The sequence below is a fragment of the Kocuria oceani genome (assembly GCF_029524215.1).
GTDB lineage: Bacteria > Actinomycetota > Actinomycetes > Actinomycetales > Micrococcaceae > Kocuria > Kocuria oceani.
In genome coordinates this window covers 135,138-150,234 of sequence record NZ_JARAMH010000008.1, presented here as the reverse complement: position 1 = coordinate 150,234, position 15,097 = coordinate 135,138, and the positions used below count along the sequence as shown (strand labels likewise).

The following is a 15,097-nucleotide window of genomic DNA, read 5'->3' as shown; positions in this document are numbered from 1 at the left end:
GGACAACAGGCCGTGCGGAAAGCGGACAGGCCGCCGCGGGGGCCGCCCCGGCCCCCGCGGGGTCTCACTCCCCGAGCGCCTCCAGCACCACCTCGGCCACGGCGCGGCTGGACTGCGGATTCTGTCCCGTGACCAGGTTGGCGTCGCGGATCACGTGGCTGGACCACGCGGGCCCGGTCTCCACGACGGCGCCCTTCTCGCGCAGCACGGTCTCCAGGAACCAGGGGGTGTTCTCGCCGGTGCCCCCGCCCAGCTCCTCCTCGTTGGTGAAGGCCGTGAGGCGCCGCCCGGCGAACAGGAAGGCGCCGTCGTCCTGGGCGCTGAGCAGGCCGGCGGGACCGTGGCAGAACGGGGCGATGAGCCGCCCGGCCCGGTCGGCCGCGGACAGGATCCGGCCGAGGGACGGATCCTGCACGAGGTCGGCCATGGGCCCGTGCCCACCGGGCAGCACGAACGCGGCGTAGTCGGCCGGGTCGACCTCGGACAGGACGAGGGGCGCCGACAGCTCCGCGTCGATCTGCTCGAGATAGGCGCGGAACCCGTCGGCCTGCTCCTGGCCCCCGGCCATCTCCGGGGCGAGGCTGACCTGGTCGACGGTGGGCCGGCGCCCGCCGGGCGTGGCGATCTCGACGGTGTGCCCGGCCTCCCGCAGCACCCGGTGCGAGACGACGAGCTCCTCGGCCCAGAAGCCGGTGGGGTGCACGGTGCCGTCGCGCATGGTCAGGGCGTCGGCGGCCGAGACGATCATCAGAACACGAGCCATGGTGGGTTGCTCCTCCGTTGCGGTTGCGGTTGCGGTGCGGTGCGGTGCGGTGCGGTGTCGATGCGGTTGCCGTGGGCCGTGGCGGGTCAGCCGGCGGCGGTGAGCTCCTCGTAGGTCGCGTCGTCGAGGTGGATCCCGGCGGCGCCCATGTTCTCCTCGAGGTGCTCGAGGGAGGCGGTGCCCGGGATGGGCATCATCACCGGGGAGCGGCGCAGCAGCCAGGCCAGCACGATCTGGGAGGTGGTGACGCCGAGCCGCTCGGCGGCCGCTGCGACCGGCCCGCCCGGGGAGGCCAGCTCCCCGGCCGAGATCGGGGCCCAGGGGATGAAGCCGATGCCGTGCTCGGCGGCGTGGTCCAGGACGTCCTGGGAGGAGCGGTCGGTGAGGTTGTAGCGGTTCTGCACCGTGGCGACGGTGAAGTGGTCCTGGGCGGCCGCGAGCTGCTCGACCGTCACCTGGGACAGTCCCAGCGCCCGGACCTTGCCCTCCTGCTGGAGCTCGCGCAGGGTGCCGAACTGCTCCTCGGCCGGGACCTGGGGGTCGATCCGGTGCAGCTGGAGCAGGTCGAGGGCGTCGACGCGGAGCTTGCGCAGGCTCAGCTCCGCCTGCTGGCGCAGGTACTCCGGACGGCCCAGCGGGATCCACTGCCCGGGTCCGGTGCGGGCGAAGCCGACCTTGGTGGCGATCCGCAGGCCGGCGGGATACGGGTGGAGGGCCTCGGCGATGAGCCGTTCGCTGACGTCGGGGCCGTAGGCGTCGGCGGTGTCGATGAAGTCGACGCCCAGCTCCACGGCCCGGCGCAGCACGTGCACGGCGTTGTCACGGTCGGCGGGCTCTCCCCACACGCCCTCGCCGACGATGCGCATGGCGCCGAAGCCGAGACGGTGCACCGTCCCGAGGTCCTGGAGGTCGATGGTCGCGGGCACGGTGGTGGTGTTTTCCGTCATGCGTGCCGCAACGGCCCCGCCCGGCCGCTTATTCCGCCCGCGCAGCGGGTCCGCCCCCGCCGCGCGGCTATCCTGGGCCCACGCCGTCTCTTCCGAGCCTTTTCTTTCGCACCGTTTCTTCCGAGCCGTTTGTCCGAGGAGGACCCGTGGAGCAGCAGGACGACCCGCGCACGATCGTGATCACCGGTGCCAGCGACGGCATCGGCGCCGCCGCCGCACGCCGGCTCTCCGCCGACGGGCACGAGGTAGTGGTCGTCGGCCGCTCGGCCGAGAAGACCGCCGCGGTGGCCCGTCCGCTCGGAGCCGGGCACTTCAGCGCCGACTTCGCGCGGCTGGCCGACGTGCGCCGCCTCGCCGGGGAGCTGCGGGAGGCGGTGCCGCGGATCGACGTGCTGGTCAACAACGCGGGCGGGATCTTCGACCGCCGTGAGCTCACCGAGGACGGGCACGAGATGACGTGGCAGGTCAACCACCTGGCGCCGTTCCTGCTCACCCAGCTGCTGCTGGACGGGCTGCTGGAGAGCGGGGCGGCGGTGGTGAACACCTCGAGCGTGGCCGCCCGGCTGGGCCGGTTCCGCCCCGAGGACCTCGGCGACGACCGGCGGTGGTCCCCGCAGCGGGCCTACGGGGACACCAAGCTCGCCAACATCCTCTTCGCCCGTGCTCTCGCCCGCCGCCACGGCGAGCAGGGGCTGGCCGCCGCGGCGTTCCACCCCGGGGGCGTGGCGACCAACTTCGCCTCCTCGACCAGCACTCCCCTGCGCTTCCTCTACGGCACCCGCCTGGGCCGCCGGCTGATGATCAGTCCCGAACGCGGCGCGGAGACCCTGGTGTGGCTGGCCGAGGGCACGCCCGGGCGGGACTGGCGCTCCGGGGGCTACTACGAGAAGAAGAAGCCGGCCCGCACGAACCCGCGAGCGCAGGACGGCGCGCTCGCCGACGCCCTCTGGGAGCGCAGCGCCGAGCTGGTCGGTCTCAGCGCGGGTCCCCCGGCCCGCTGAGCACCAGGGCGTCGACCTTCGCCCACAGCTGCTGGAGCGTCCCGTCGTTGACGAGGTTGGCGCTGATCCAGTGCGGGTCGATGCCCGCCTCGGAGGGGTGCGGGTCCTCCGGGCCGGTGGGGCCCGGGCGCACCACGTGCACCACGCGGCCGCCCGCCCGGGTGATGGCGGCGGCCTCGACGTCGAAGCGCACGTCGGTGAACACGACGCGCCCGCCCAGCCGCCGGGCGGTCTCCAGGCCGCGGTCGGCCCAGACCGTCTCTCCGAAGACGGCCTTGCCGGCCTCGTTGCCGATCTTCTGCAGCAGGGTGCGGACCTCCCGGTGGACGGGGTCGTGCGTCTCGTCCTTGAGCCGGCCCCAGTCCCCGCCGGCCTCGGCGAGGACCGTGGAGAGCCGCAGCGGCCGGCCGGCCCGCACGCCCACGAGCGGGTCGAGGCGGACCAGGAACAGCCGCAGCGGATCGGCGAAGGCCACCCGGGAGTAGCCGTGGGCGCTCACCAGGCGGTCCCCGCAGCTGTCCTTGCCCGCCTGCTTGCGTCCGTGCAGGCCGATCAGCTGCAGTCCGGCGTCGTCGTGTCCGGCCATGGCGGGCCTCCTCCGGTGCGGGTGCGGGCTTCTCCCAGCCTACGGAGGGGCGGTTCTCCCGCACCAGGACATCGACCATTCTGAATTGCACTATGCTTGGGAGAGTGCAATCTTTGACGGATCCGGGGTGAGCCCGATGAGCGACGGCGCACGGGAGCAGCGGATGCGCCGCACCCGGCGAGCGCTGATCACCGGCGCCCGCCGGCTCACGGCCGCCCACGGCCTGGACGGCTTCACCGTGGAGCAGCTGTGCGCCGAGGCCGGGATCTCCCGCCGGACGTTCTTCAACTACTTCGCCTCCAAGGATGACGCCGTGCTGGGCACCCCGGCGCGGGACCCGCTCGAGGCCTTCGGGGAGCAGTTCGTGGCCGGTGGCCGGGATCCACGGGGACCGGGTCTCCTGGAGGCGCTGCAGCAGCTCGTCGTCCGGTCCTTCGCGCTGCTGGAGGGCCCGCACGACCGGGCCCTGATGCTGGAGGTCCTGCGGCGGGAGCCGGTGCTGCTGCAGCGGCTCGCGGAGTCGATGGACCGCCACGTGACCCAGCTCGCGGCGCTGATCGCCCGCCGGCAGGGCTGCGCGGCCGGCGACCCGTTCCCCGGCGTCGCCGCGGCCGCCATCTCGCATCTGGCCGGGCACACCGTGCACGAGCTCCTCGAGGGGCGTCCCGCCGGTCCGGACCCGGAGGAGTCCCCGCCGTCGGCGGAGTTCGCCGACCGGCTGGCGCGCAACGTCCGCCTGGCGGGGATCTTGTTCTGTGCTCCCGCCGCCGTCCCGCCGGCGTCGGCGGAGGGGCCCGCGGGCATCCCCCCGGCCGCCTCCCCCGGAGCCGCAGCCCCCGCAGACCCGTCCTCGGACATCGAAGGAAGCCCATGACCACCTCCCCGCCCGCGGTCGCGCAGGACGCCCCGCTGCTGGTGCTGACCCAGCGACGCATCTGGATCATCTTCTCCGCCCTCATCGCCGGGATGATGCTCGCCAGCCTCGACCAGACGATCGTCTCCACCGCCATGCCGACCATCGTCGGCGATCTGGGCGGCGTGGAGCACCAGGCCTGGATCACCACGGCCTACCTGCTGGCCACCACCATCGTCATGCCCGTCTACGGCAAGTTCGGCGACGTCCTGGGCCGGCGCAACCTGTTCCTGGTCGCCATCGCCCTGTTCACCCTCGCCTCCGTCGGCTGCGCCGTGGCCACCGGGTTCTGGCAGTTCGTCACCTTCCGCGCGCTCCAGGGCCTGGGCGGCGGCGGGCTCATGATCCTCTCCCAGGCGATCATCGCCGACATCGTGCCGGCCTCCGAGCGCGGGAAGTACATGGGTCCGCTGGGGGGCATCTTCGGGCTCTCCGCCGTGGCGGGGCCGCTGCTCGGGGGCTACTTCGTGGACCACCTGACCTGGCAGTGGGCCTTCTACATCAACATCCCGATCGGCATCACGGCCTTCGCGATCGCCTGGTTCACCCTCACGCTGCCGCACAAGCGCGCGACCCGCAGGATCGACGTCGCCGGCGTCCTGCTGCTGTCCGCCGCGACGACCTGCCTGATCTTCTTCACCGAGTTCGGCGGGGACGCCGAGCACGGCTGGAGCGCGCCCGGTACGTGGGCCTGGGCCGGGGGGCTGCTGGTGGCCGCGGGGCTGTTCGTGTGGAACGAGACCCGGGCCGAGGACCCGATCATCCCCCTGGGGCTGTTCCGCAACCCGGTGTTCGTCAACGCCACCGCCATCGGCTTCACCCTGGGCCTGGGCATGTTCGCCGCCATCGCCTTCGTCCCGACGTTCCTGCAGATGTCCTCGGGCACCTCGGCGGCGGAGTCCGGGCTGCTCATGGTCCCCATGATGGTCGGACTGATGGGCACCTCGATCTGGTCCGGGCTGAGGATCTCCCGCACGGGCCGGTACAGGGCTTATCCGCCGACGGGCACGCTCGTCACCGCGTCCGCCATGCTCGCCATGACCACCCTGACCGCGGCCACGCCGATCTGGCTGATCTGCGTGTACCTGTTCGTGTTCGGCGCCGGGCTGGGCCTCATCATGCAGGTCGTCGTCCTCGTGGTGCAGAACGCCGTGGACCCGTCGCTGGTCGGCACCGCCACGAGCACCAACAACTACTTCCGCGAGGTCGGCGCGGCCCTCGGCGTGGCGATCTTCGGGGCGATCTTCACCACCAACCTCTCCGAGAGGCTCACAGCGGTCTTCACCGGCGCCGGCGCCTCCGCGGAACAGGCCGGGCAGGCCACGGCGACCCTGGACCCGCAGACGCTGGCGCAGCTGCCCGACCCCGTCCGCGAGGGCGTCGTCGCCGCGTACGCGGAGTCCCTCGCCCCGGTGTTCTGGTACCTCATCCCGTTCATGCTCGTGGCCTTCCTCCTGGCGGTGCTCCTCAAGCAGATTCCCCTGTCGGACACCGCCGGCATGGTGGCCCGCGGGGAGGCCATCGGCGGGGAGGAGGCGCGGGCCCACGAGCAGGCCCTGCGCGCCGCCGCGGCCCCGTCCCCGACCCCCCGGGGGGCACCGCCCCGGAACTGACCGAAAGACCATTCGCAACTGCGAACGATTCGGCTAGGTTGGGCGCGGGCGGTCGACTCCCGCGGCCGCCCGGACCGCTGCACCCCCCTCCGGAAGGACCTGTCATGATCAACCTCGACGGCTCGTTCGACGCCTTCTTCAACCCCAACTTCACCGCGATCCTGGGCATGTTCCTCGACTTCTTCCGCGCGGTGCTGGGCGTGGGCTGAGCCCCGGCGCCCACGGCACCGTCTCGGCGCCGCCGGATCCGTCCGGCGGCGCCGAGCGCGTGTCCGGGGGCTTTTCTCCCCCGTCGTCGGGCCGGGACCGACGGGCCGGACCGCCGGGACGGCGCCCGACGGGCACAGGACGGACCGGCACCGTGCCGGGTGGCGCCCCACCGGACCCACCGGCACCCGGTGGGGCCGCGTCTGCCGGAGCGGTGGTCAGCGGGATCGTGCGTATCGGCGCCGGGTGCAGCGGAGTGGTCTCAGCGGGGTCGCCGGGCGACGCTGCGCACGGCCAGCGTGGTGCACACCAGGTACGTGAGGGTGGCCGCCAGCACGACCAGCAGCGAGGCGGACCAGGTCTGGGTGCGCTCGTGCACGAGCCCGAGGACCGCCGGGGCCAGGGCGCCGAAGCCGTAGCCGACGCCCTGCACCACCGCCGAGATGCGCCCGGCCGAGGGGCCGTCGTGGGCCAGGCGCATGATGGCGACGAAGATCACCGTGATCCCGCCGCCCTGGGCCACACCGCCGACGGCCGTCCAGGCCCACCACTGCTCCGGGGCCAGCAGCAGGCCCAGCGGCAGGAAGAGCCAGGCCGCCCCCACCGCGGCGGCCACGGCCGCGGTGTCGGCGCGGCGGGCCGCCAGCGGGACCCCGAGCGCTCCGGCGATCGCGAAGACGTGGAAGAAGGAGGACGCCGCCCCGGCCTCGACCGGGGACATCCCCACGTCCTCCACGAGCAGCGTCGGCAGCCAGGCCGTGACGCCGTAGAAGGCGAACGCCTGGCCGGAGAACCCCGCCGCGAGGCCGGCGGTGGCCCACCGTCCGCTCGCGCGTCCCGACGGCCGCGGCGCCGCGGCCGGCTGCGGCTCAGGCACTAGGGCCCGCCGCCGCCCCACGGCCGGCAGCCAGACGACCAGGGCGAGGACCACGGCGAGGACCGACGACGCCAGGCCGATCCGCCACCCGGTCGCCGCGGCGACCGGGGCGGTGAGCAGCGCCGCGAGGGTCGAGCCGATGTTCAGGGCCGCCGTGTAGATCCCGGTGGCCGCCGCCTGCCGGTGCACCGGGAAGTCCCGGCGGATGATCAGGGGCACGGCGATGTTGCCCACCGTGATGGCCACGCCGATCAGCACCGTGCCCAGCATCGTCGCCGCGGTGTCCCCGGCCGAGCGCACCACCGTGCCGGCCAGCACGCCCAGCAGCGTGAGGGTGATGGCGAACTCCACGCCGGCGCGGCGGATCGTCAGCGAGGCCAGCGGGGAGGCCACCGCGAAGCAGAGCACGGGGATGCTGGTGAGCAGCCCGGCCTGGGCGGCGGAGAGACCCAGGTCCTCGCGCAGCTCCCCGAGCACCGGTCCCAGGGCCACGATGGGGCTGCGCAGGGTCAGGGCCAGCAGGCCGATGCAGACCATCAGCAGCCAGGCCCGCGGCGCGGCTCCCCGGGGGCCTCGGTCGGCGGGCGGCTCGGCACGGTGCATGGTCACGACTTTCGGCAGGGGGAGGTCGGCGGGAGCGGGCGCACCCGCGGTCGCGAGGTGGGGCCGGCCCCGCTCCATCATCGCCCACCCGGGCCACGACCGCGCACCGGACCGCGCACCGGCCCCGCTGCGGGGCGGCGTCCCGCGGTCGGCGGGGACTGCTACCGTCGGCCCATCACCCACCGGGTCCGAGCCGGCCCCGGACGGAACGCCGCCACCGTTCCCGGCCACCAGTCGTTCCCGCCCCGTCGCGCTCACCCCGTCCCACTCGTCCCGTCCCACTTGTCCTGAGGAGGATCTCGTGCCCGACCACCACACCCCCGGCGGCGCGGGCGGCGTGGGCGCCCGCGCCGTGGTGATCCGCGGCGGGGCCGGGCTGCGCACCGAGCGGCGCACCGTCGTCGACGAGTCCGAGCGCACCGTCACCGTCGACGACGGCACCCGCTTCTCGAAGGCCACCGGCCTCGCGTGGAGCCCCGCAACCCCGGACACCGCCGACCCGGAGGCCGCCCCCGCGCGCGTGGTGACCGAGGGCCACCCGGAGTTCGAGCAGCTGTGGGCCGACGCCGGGCTGAGCGCGTTCACCGACAGCGACCACGCGGCCTACGTCGAGGGCCGGATCGCGGCCAACCGGCTCGCCCGCCGCGGGGGCGTCCACGACCACTACGACGTCGCCGCCATCATCGACGAGCTGGCCGCCATCCACCCGGACCTCGAGGCGGTCCCCGAGGACCTGTTCTGGGCCGTCGTCGACAAGCACACCCGGGACGAGGGCCGGGACCTCACGCCGTGACCGGGCACCCGGCGAGCAGCGGTCCCCACACGGCGCTGCGGGACCGGACGCCCCCGCCTCGATGTCCTTTGTGACGCGGCCGCCGCCGGTCCGGTATATGCTTTTGCAAACACCGTTGCCGGCGTGCCTCCCCCCGCGTGCCGCGAATCCAGGAGCCCCCCATGCCCCGTCGTGTCCTGCTGTCCGCCGCCGCCGTGGCCTCCGTCGTCTCGCTGGTCCTCACCCCGGCCGCCGAGGCGGCCAAGGACCGGACGACCACGGTCGCCGGCCAGTCGAAGAAGACCGACCGGCTCACCGAGCCGACCTCCGATCCCGTCCCCGAGGCGTCCGCGGAGTCCCCCGTGTCGCCCTCGGCGGACCTGGCCGCCACCACGACGACCGTGGCGCCGTCCATGACGACCGCCGCCCTCGCCCCGGCCTCCGAACCACAGGTCCGGACCTGCCCCCTGCGTTTCGGCGTGGGCACCCCCGGCGGCCCGGCCGCCGGCGGCGAACTGGCCGAGGTCGCCTCGCTCACCGGGGAGAAGCCCTCGATCGTGCTGGGCTACAAGGACTTCCGGCAGCCCGTGCCCTACTGGGAGCTGGAGCAGGCCCGCTCCGCCGGGGCCACGACGCTGCTGACCTGGGAGCCGTGGGTCTGGGGCGGGGGGCTCGACCAGCCCGCCTACGCCCTGGACCGGATCGCCGCCGGCGACCACGACGCCTACATCACCGACTGGGCCACGCGCCTGGCGGACTGGGGCGGGCCCGTGATGCTGCGCTTCGGCCACGAGATGAACGGCAACTGGTACCCGTGGGCGGAGGGCGTCAACGGCAACGGGGCCGGCGACTACGTGGCGGCCTACCGCCACGTCCACGACATCTTCACGGCCGCCGGCGCCGACAACGTGGAGTGGGTGTGGAACCCGAACGTCCCCTACTGGGGCTCCACCCCGCTGGACGGCCTCTACCCCGGCGCCGACTACGTCGACACCGTCGCCCTGGACGGCTACAACTGGGGCACCTCGCAGAGCTGGTCGAGCTGGCAGCAGCCCTGGGAGCTCTTCGGCTGGGGCCTGGCGGAGATGCGCCGGCTGGCCCCGGGCAAGGAGATCATCGTCGCCGAGACCGCCTCCGCGGAGGCGGGGGGATCCAAGGCGGAGTGGAACGCGCACCTGGTGTACTACCTGGCCGACCAGCCGGACGTGACCGGCCTGGTGTGGTTCCACTACGACAAGGAGGTCGACTGGCGGATCAGCTCCTCGGAGAGCTCCGCCGCGGCCCTGGCGCACCAGCTCGCCGAGCGCCCGTGCCCGTGACCGGCTGATCCGCCGGGCCGGGTGCCCCGGCGGCCGGCGCAGCGGACGGTCTCGCCGCCGGCGTCAGGACCGCAGGACCGGCGATGCGGGCCGCTCCTCGAGACCCTCGCTCCGGCCGGCCCGTGCCGCGAGGCGCGCGTACGGCCCGCCCGCGGCCCGCAGCTGCGCGGGCGTGCCGCGCTCGACCACGCGGCCGGCGTCGAGCACGACCACCTGGTCGGCGTTCTCCACGGTGGAGAGACGATGGGCGATGGTCAGGGTGGTCCGGCCGGCCGCCAAGCGGTCCAGGGCGGCCTGCACCTGCGCCTCGGTGGTGTTGTCCAGCGCGCTGGTGGCCTCGTCGAGGACGAGCACCGGCGGATCGCGCAGCACGGTGCGGGCGATCGCCAGGCGTTGCTGCTCCCCGCCGGAGAAGCGGTGGCCCCGGGCGCCCACCAGGGTGTCCAGCCCGTCCGGCAGTCCGGCCACGGTGTCGGCGATGCGCGCGGCGCCGAGGGCCCGCCACAGGTCGGCGTCGGAGGCGTCCGGCTCGGCCAGCAGCAGGTTCTCGCGCACCGTGGCGTGGAGGAGATAGGTCTCCTGGGACACGACCCCCACGACGCGCGCGAGCTCCGCCGGATCCACGTCCCGCACGTCGGTGCCGTCGATGCTCACGCGCCCGTGCGTGACGTCGTTGAGCCGCGGCAGCAGGGAGCCCAGCGTGCTCTTGCCCGAACCGGTGGCCCCGACCACGGCGGTGGTGGTGCCCGCGGCCAGCACCAGGTCGACGTCGTGCAGCACCTCGACCCCGTCGTCGTAGGCGAAGCGGACGCCCTCGAGCCGGACCTCTCCCCGCACCGTGCGCGGGTCCAGCGGGACGGGGGCGCCCGGGGCCGAGATCTGCGGCACGAGATCGAGGTACTCGAAGATCCGGCTGAAGAAGGCCAGGGCGGCCACCCACTGCACGCCGATGTTCAGCAGCCCCATCAGGGGCCGGAAGACCGCCCCCTGCAGGGCGGTGAACGCCACCAGGGTGCCGATGCTCATGCCCGCACCGGTGGCCGGGAACCCGGCGGCGAGGTAGACGACGGCCGGGATCGCCGCGAAGACGATCTGCATGGTGGCCATCCGCCAGCGGCCGGCCAGCTGGCTGCGCAGCTCCAGGCGTACGAGCCGGTCGGAGCGGGCGGCGAAGCGGGCCGCGTCCCGGCCGGCGGTGCCGAGGGTCTTGGCGAGCCGGACCCCGGAGACGGACAGGCCCTCCTCGACCTGGGTGTGCAGCAGGGCGAGCTCGCGCTGGCGTTCGTCGGTCACCTCGCGGCGGATCAGCGCCACGCGCCGGGCCAGCCAGACGGCCGGCGGCAGCACCACGAGTGAGATCAGGCTCATCGCCGGGGACAGCGCGACCATCGCCGCGGCCGTGGCCACGGTGGTCGTGAGGTTCGAGGCCACCCCGGTGGCCGAGGTGGTGACCACCGACTGCATGCCGGAGATGTCGTGCGTGAGCCGCGACTGCACCTCCCCGCCCCGGGTCCGGGTGAAGAAGCCGAGCGACTGCGCCTGGAGGTGGGTGAACAGGTCCACGCGCAGGGCGTGCATCACCTGCTGGCCCATGGCGGTGGCCAGCCAGGTCTGGACCACGCCGAGCACGGCGGTCAGGGCGGCCACCCCCACCATCGCGCCGGTCAGCAGCAGCAGCAGGCGCGTGTCCCCACGGGGCAGGGCCTCGTCGATGACGCCGCGGACCAGGAACGGCTGGGCCAGGTTGATCACCGAGGCCGCGGTGATGAGGACCACGACCACGCCGATCGTGCCCCGGTGCGGGGCGAACAGGGCCGCGATGCGCCGCCGGCTCACGGGACGGCGGGCCAGCTGCGCCCGGTCGGCGGGGTCGGGCCGGGCGGCACGGCCCGCGCCACCGCCGCCGAAGGGCGCTGCACCGTGCGGACCGGCCGCACCGGCGCCGCCCGCGGGACCGCGGGCGGCGGTGTGACCGGAGCCGTCACCGGCGGCACGCCCGCGCGTGGGACCGTGGGTGATGGTCATGGGATCCTCCTCCGCCAATGTTGTGGAGGTTACCTCTCTATGAGGTAACCGGCAAGGCCGCTAGGATGGGGCCATGCCCCACCACGACCCCGACTCCCTGGACGAGCTCCTGCTCGGCGCCTTTCGCCGGCTGCGCCGCCGGTGGGCGTCCCAGCTGGCTCCGTTCGGCCTCACCCCGCACCAGTTCCGGGCGCTCGACGCGCTCGCCGGGCCCTCCGGCTCCCACGCCTCCGGAGACGCCGGGACGTGCGGCGGCGGGGCCGCGGGGCGGCGCGTGAAGGACCTGGCAGAGGCGCTGCGCATCGCCCCGCGCTCGGCCACCGAGGTCGTGGACCTGCTCCAGGAGAAGGGGCTGGTGGAGCGGAGCGCGGACCGCACCGACCGGCGCGCCACCCTCGTCTGCGTGACGCCGCGCGGCTCCGCCCTGCGCGGCCGGGTCCGCGAGGCGCGGCGCCGGGAGTCCGACGAGTACTTCTCCCGGCTCGCCCCGGAGGACCGTGCCGAGCTGGAGCGGCTGCTCCGTCTGCTGGCGGCGGACGATCCCGGGTGCGCGCCCCGGAACCTGGAGGAGACGCCTAGGATCGGGAGCACCACCGTCGAGGAGAGGAACGTCACGATGACCGCCCAGCAGCCCGAGGACCGCGGCGAGGCCTTCGCCGAGCAGCAGCAGGAAGACCTGCAGGTCGTGGACGACGACACGCTGACCGACTCGACCACCGCCGACAACCGGCGCCTGGACGCCGATCCGGCCGAGGGCGGACCCGTCCCGGCCGAGGACGTCCAGGCACGGACCGGGTCCCCGGCCGACAACCAGTGACCGCGGCGCCTGCGACCGCCGGAGGACCGCCGTCGCGGTGAGCGCCCACGAGCCCAGTCCCAGGAGGTATCCGTGTCGCAGTCATCCTCCGCCCGAGGCCGGGACGAGCCCGGAGGACGAGACCTGGACGAGGAGATCCGGGCTCTGATCGCCGGCTACCAGGAGCTGCACAAGAACGACGAACGGGTGCGCCGCATCGGCCGTCGCACCTACACCGGCCGCCCCGCCGCCGACGGCGGGACCGAGGACCGGATCCTCGAGGTCCGCGAGGAGGACATCGCCCCGGCGCTGCTGCACCAGGACCTGCGCAGGGTCTCCGCCGGGATCCTGCGCACCGAGGAGGACATGGCCGCCTACGCCGCCCGCTTCGCCCAGCGCAGCACGCCGCGCGACCCGGCGGGGAAGGACCTCGACCGGCAGGCCCACGCGGTCGACGCCGCGGGCACGCACTGGCTCCTGATGGTCGGGCAGAACCGGGACCACGGCCTGGTGGCCTGCCGGTTCGTGCGAGAGAAGGGCATTCCGCACGCCCGGGTCGTGTCCTTCACCGCCGCCCGGCTGCCGCTGCCCCTCCTGGTGGTCGAGCTGGACCCGCAGGCCCGGCCGTGACCGCCCGGGCCGGTGGCGGGCCACCGGCGGGCGCGACCGGCCGGGTCGCGGCGCGGCGACCGGTGCGGCGGGCAGTCCCGGCCGTTCCGTGCTCGGCGGCGCGGCCGCCCCGCGCTCACGTCGTCGCACGGGCCCCCTGACCGGGGCGGTGGTCCCGCGACGCCATGAACCGGTCCACGAGCAGGGAGAGGACGGCGGCGAACACGGAGATCAGCACCACGGCGCCCGCGGCGGCGAGCAGCCCGCTGATGGCCAGCCACGGCGTCACGGCGGCCACCACCCACACGAGCACGGCGTTCACCGCCAGGGTGAGCAGCCCCAGGAGCAGCCCCAGGAGCAGCACCGAGCCCGGCTGCGGCAGCCGCGCGGTGATCAGGGGCACGAGCGCGTTGACCAGCCCGATCAGCAGGGCCACCAGCAGGTGCGCGAGCACGCCGCCGGTAAGGGTCACCCCGGGGAGGATCCAGGCCGCCAGCTCCACGGCACCGGCCAGGACGACCCAGCGGATGAGAACGGACGTGATCATGGCGCACTCCTCGGTCGCTCCGGTCAGGACACCTCCAGCCTGCGGCGGCGCGGGCGGGCCCGGGTCACCCGCACGGGGTGATGCGCGCCCGGCCCCGTCCGCGGAGCTTGGAACGGACCCGCGGCGGCCGTGGGCCGCCCGACGACGTGGAGGGTTCGATGAGCTTCTCGGACTTCCTGTGGCTGCTGCTGATCTGGACACCGCTGGCGGTGCTCTGGGGCGTGGCCCTGGCGGACATCTTCCGGCGCGACGACGTCTCCGGCGGGCCCAAGGTGCTGTGGACGATCCTCGTGCTCCTGCTGCCCCTGCTGGGCACGCTGATCCACCTGCCGACGCGCTCGGCCGGCAGCACCGAGGAGGCGCGCGTCGCGACCCAACGGGCCCGCGCCGAGCCGGCGCCGCCCACCAGCGCCCAGCAGCTGACGATGCTCGCGGACCTGCGCGACCGCGGCGTCCTCACCCCGGAGGAGTTCGCCGCCGAGAAGTCGCAGCTGCTGAGCCCCCGTCCGGCGCCCACGGCCTGAGCCGCGCCGGACGCCGCCGGGGCCGGGCGGTCACCCGGAGCGGAACCGGCGCGTCGGCGGGGCCGGGCTCGCCCCGTGCGTGGGATGGCCCCGAAGGGAGGTCGCGCAGGCCACGCCCGCGGCCGTTCCCTTGCCCAGGGCGATCGGCACCAGCTGCAGTCCCGCGGTGATGTCCCCCGCGGCGTAGACCCCTTCGACGCTGGTGAGCTGGAACCCGTTGACGACGACCCCGCCCTCGTGGTCGAGCTCGCAGCCCAGCTCGAGCGCGAGCTCGTGGGTCGGGTGGTGGGCGTAGGAGAAGAACACCTTGTCCCCCTCCACCAGCTCGCCGCCGGCCAGCTGCACCCCCACCAGGGCCCCGGGCTCCCCGACCAGCGCCTCGGCCACCCCGTCCACCACCTCGGCCCCGTGGTCGGCCAGTGCCGCCCGCTGGTCCTCCGCGAAGCACGGGTCGGCGGAGTCGGTGACGATCCGGACGGTGCCGGCCCAGTCGAGCAGCTCCGCGGCGTAGGCCGGGACCTGGTCGCCGGAGCCGAGCACGATCACCACCTGGTCCTGCGCGGCGGGCCCGTCGCAGGCCGGGCAGTGGTGTACGTCCGTGCCGTAGTGGTCCTGGATGCCGGCGAGCTCCGGGAGTCGGTCACGGACCCCGGTGGCCAGCACGACCCGCAGCGCGGAGACCTCCGTACCGTCCACGACGGCGCAGAACCGTCCGCACTCGTCCTTCCGCACGGAACTGACCGCTCCGTGGTGGAGGACCACCTCGGGGTACTGCGCCAGGCCGGCCCGCGCCTCGGCCAGCAGCTGCTGCGGGGTGGCCGGGTCCCGGCCCAGCAGGCCGTGGGCGTGGTCGGCGGGCAGGTTGCGCTGCTGACCGGCGTCGACGACCAGGGTGGAGCGGCGGTAGCGGCCCAGCCAGGTGGCCGCCGACAGGCCGGCAGGTCCGCCGCCGACCACCAGCACGTCGACGGCAGGGGGCAGCTCTGGGGTCATGG

At 74.5% G+C, this 15,097-nt stretch carries 15 protein-coding genes; 8 read left to right on the top strand and 7 right to left on the bottom strand.

Annotated elements, in window-relative coordinates; translation table 11 throughout:
• Positions 1 to 64: 64 nt before the first annotated feature.
• Both PU704_RS11075 and PU704_RS11070 read right to left on the bottom strand, forming a co-directional pair.
• Positions 65 to 763 (bottom strand): type 1 glutamine amidotransferase domain-containing protein, encoded by a 699-nt coding sequence (locus PU704_RS11075; protein ID WP_277551404.1) that lies wholly within the window; start codon positions 761 to 763, stop codon positions 65 to 67.
• Positions 764 to 849: 86 nt separating this feature from the next.
• A complete protein-coding gene (locus PU704_RS11070) occupies positions 850 to 1,710 on the bottom strand; it encodes an aldo/keto reductase (RefSeq protein ID WP_277551403.1) in 861 nt (286 codons plus the stop codon).
• A 146-nt stretch (positions 1,711 to 1,856) separates the two neighbouring features.
• On the opposite strand from PU704_RS11070, the gene PU704_RS11065 reads away from it, so the two are divergent.
• Positions 1,857 to 2,711 (top strand): SDR family NAD(P)-dependent oxidoreductase, encoded by an 855-nt coding sequence (locus PU704_RS11065; RefSeq protein ID WP_277551402.1) that lies wholly within the window; start codon positions 1,857 to 1,859, stop codon positions 2,709 to 2,711.
• Here PU704_RS11065 and PU704_RS11060 read toward each other — a convergent pair.
• A complete protein-coding gene (locus tag PU704_RS11060) occupies positions 2,686 to 3,297 on the bottom strand; it encodes a deoxynucleotide monophosphate kinase family protein (RefSeq protein WP_277551401.1) in 612 nt (203 codons plus the stop codon). The genes PU704_RS11065 and PU704_RS11060 overlap by 26 nt on opposite strands.
• 136 nt (positions 3,298 to 3,433) lie before the next feature.
• Here PU704_RS11060 and PU704_RS11055 point away from each other — a divergent pair, with 136 nt between their 5' ends.
• Together PU704_RS11055 and PU704_RS11050 are read left to right on the top strand one after the other, a co-directional pair.
• Positions 3,434 to 4,171, top strand: a complete 738-nt coding sequence (locus PU704_RS11055; RefSeq protein WP_277551399.1) for a TetR/AcrR family transcriptional regulator — start codon at positions 3,434 to 3,436, stop codon at positions 4,169 to 4,171.
• Complete coding sequence (locus PU704_RS11050) at positions 4,168 to 5,823, top strand: MDR family MFS transporter (RefSeq protein WP_277551398.1); 1,656 nt, start codon at positions 4,168 to 4,170, stop codon at positions 5,821 to 5,823. The genes PU704_RS11055 and PU704_RS11050 overlap by 4 nt, the downstream gene beginning before the upstream one ends.
• Positions 5,824 to 6,292: 469 nt before the next feature.
• Here the strand turns inward: PU704_RS11050 and PU704_RS11045 are convergent, their stop codons facing one another.
• Positions 6,293 to 7,510, bottom strand: a complete 1,218-nt coding sequence (locus PU704_RS11045) for an MFS transporter (protein WP_277551397.1) — start codon at positions 7,508 to 7,510, stop codon at positions 6,293 to 6,295.
• Between the two features lie 301 nt (positions 7,511 to 7,811).
• Here PU704_RS11045 and PU704_RS11040 point away from each other — a divergent pair, with 301 nt between their 5' ends.
• Positions 7,812 to 8,303: a hypothetical protein gene (locus tag PU704_RS11040; protein ID WP_277551396.1), complete on the top strand. Its 492-nt coding sequence runs from the start codon at positions 7,812 to 7,814 to the stop codon at positions 8,301 to 8,303.
• A 161-nt stretch (positions 8,304 to 8,464) separates the two neighbouring features.
• The gene (locus tag PU704_RS11035) at positions 8,465 to 9,601 is read left to right on the top strand and encodes a glycoside hydrolase family 26 protein (RefSeq protein ID WP_083665097.1); all 1,137 of its coding nucleotides are present in this window, start codon (positions 8,465 to 8,467) and stop codon (positions 9,599 to 9,601) included.
• Between the two features lie 63 nt (positions 9,602 to 9,664).
• On the opposite strand, the gene PU704_RS11030 is transcribed toward PU704_RS11035, so the two are convergent.
• Complete coding sequence (locus tag PU704_RS11030) at positions 9,665 to 11,626, bottom strand: ABC transporter ATP-binding protein (protein WP_277551395.1); 1,962 nt, start codon at positions 11,624 to 11,626, stop codon at positions 9,665 to 9,667.
• Positions 11,627 to 11,699: 73 nt separating this feature from the next.
• Here PU704_RS11030 and PU704_RS11025 point away from each other — a divergent pair, with 73 nt between their 5' ends.
• Together PU704_RS11025 and PU704_RS11020 are read left to right on the top strand one after the other, a co-directional pair.
• Complete coding sequence (locus tag PU704_RS11025) at positions 11,700 to 12,443, top strand: MarR family winged helix-turn-helix transcriptional regulator (RefSeq protein ID WP_277551394.1); 744 nt, start codon at positions 11,700 to 11,702, stop codon at positions 12,441 to 12,443.
• Positions 12,444 to 12,515: 72 nt separating this feature from the next.
• The gene (locus PU704_RS11020; RefSeq protein WP_277551393.1) at positions 12,516 to 13,052 is read left to right on the top strand and encodes a hypothetical protein; all 537 of its coding nucleotides are present in this window, start codon (positions 12,516 to 12,518) and stop codon (positions 13,050 to 13,052) included.
• Between the two features lie 115 nt (positions 13,053 to 13,167).
• Here the strand turns inward: PU704_RS11020 and PU704_RS11015 are convergent, their stop codons facing one another.
• Positions 13,168 to 13,578 (bottom strand): phage holin family protein, encoded by a 411-nt coding sequence (locus tag PU704_RS11015; protein WP_277551392.1) that lies wholly within the window; start codon positions 13,576 to 13,578, stop codon positions 13,168 to 13,170.
• A gap of 158 nt (positions 13,579 to 13,736) precedes the next feature.
• Between PU704_RS11015 and PU704_RS11010 the strand changes: the two genes are divergently transcribed.
• Positions 13,737 to 14,102 carry an SHOCT domain-containing protein gene (locus PU704_RS11010; RefSeq protein ID WP_277551391.1) on the top strand — a complete coding sequence of 122 codons (366 nt, stop codon included), beginning with the start codon at positions 13,737 to 13,739 and terminating at the stop codon, positions 14,100 to 14,102.
• Positions 14,103 to 14,132: 30 nt separating this feature from the next.
• Here the strand turns inward: PU704_RS11010 and PU704_RS11005 are convergent, their stop codons facing one another.
• Complete coding sequence (locus tag PU704_RS11005) at positions 14,133 to 15,095, bottom strand: NAD(P)/FAD-dependent oxidoreductase (protein ID WP_277551390.1); 963 nt, start codon at positions 15,093 to 15,095, stop codon at positions 14,133 to 14,135.
• Positions 15,096 to 15,097: the final 2 nt, after the last annotated feature.

Coding starts and splice junctions, on each gene's coding strand:
- PU704_RS11075 (WP_277551404.1), bottom strand. CDS start 763: ATGGCTCGTGTTCTGATGATCGTCTCGGCCGCCGACGCCCTGACCATG.
- PU704_RS11070 (WP_277551403.1), bottom strand. CDS start 1,710: ATGACGGAAAACACCACCACCGTGCCCGCGACCATCGACCTCCAGGAC.
- PU704_RS11060 (WP_277551401.1), bottom strand. CDS start 3,297: ATGGCCGGACACGACGACGCCGGACTGCAGCTGATCGGCCTGCACGGA.
- PU704_RS11055 (WP_277551399.1), top strand. CDS start 3,434: ATGAGCGACGGCGCACGGGAGCAGCGGATGCGCCGCACCCGGCGAGCG.
- PU704_RS11050 (WP_277551398.1), top strand. CDS start 4,168: ATGACCACCTCCCCGCCCGCGGTCGCGCAGGACGCCCCGCTGCTGGTG.
- PU704_RS11045 (WP_277551397.1), bottom strand. CDS start 7,510: ATGCACCGTGCCGAGCCGCCCGCCGACCGAGGCCCCCGGGGAGCCGCG.
- PU704_RS11035 (WP_083665097.1), top strand. CDS start 8,465: ATGCCCCGTCGTGTCCTGCTGTCCGCCGCCGCCGTGGCCTCCGTCGTC.
- PU704_RS11030 (WP_277551395.1), bottom strand. CDS start 11,626: ATGACCATCACCCACGGTCCCACGCGCGGGCGTGCCGCCGGTGACGGC.
- PU704_RS11025 (WP_277551394.1), top strand. CDS start 11,700: ATGCCCCACCACGACCCCGACTCCCTGGACGAGCTCCTGCTCGGCGCC.
- PU704_RS11015 (WP_277551392.1), bottom strand. CDS start 13,578: ATGATCACGTCCGTTCTCATCCGCTGGGTCGTCCTGGCCGGTGCCGTG.
- PU704_RS11010 (WP_277551391.1), top strand. CDS start 13,737: ATGAGCTTCTCGGACTTCCTGTGGCTGCTGCTGATCTGGACACCGCTG.
- PU704_RS11005 (WP_277551390.1), bottom strand. CDS start 15,095: ATGACCCCAGAGCTGCCCCCTGCCGTCGACGTGCTGGTGGTCGGCGGC.